Below are 279 nucleotides of genomic sequence, written 5' to 3' on the forward strand. Positions count from 1 at the left end.
ATTTAAAGAGTGCGTAATAGCTCACTGGTCGAGTGACTCTGCGCCGAAAATGTAACGGGGCTAAACACACCACCGAAGCTATGGCTAGATGCTTTGCATCTGGGGTAGGGGAGCGTTGTATACAGGTTGAAGGTGTACCGTAAGGAGCGCTGGACAGTATACAAGTGAGAATGCCGGTATGAGTAACGAAAAGATCAGTGAGAATCTGATCCGCCGAAAGCCCAAGGTTTCCTGAGGAAGGCTCGTCCGCTCAGGGTAAGTCGGGACCTAAGGCGAGGC

General features: G+C 51.6%; 1 rRNA gene. It reads left to right on the plus strand.

Annotated elements, in window-relative coordinates:
* Positions 1-279: ribosomal RNA gene (locus tag HPT30_RS31305) — 23S ribosomal RNA — on the plus strand; the annotation flags it as partial.

Source organism: Paenibacillus agri (assembly GCF_013359945.1).
In the GTDB taxonomy this organism is placed as follows: domain Bacteria; phylum Bacillota; class Bacilli; order Paenibacillales; family Paenibacillaceae; genus Paenibacillus_AQ; species Paenibacillus_AQ agri.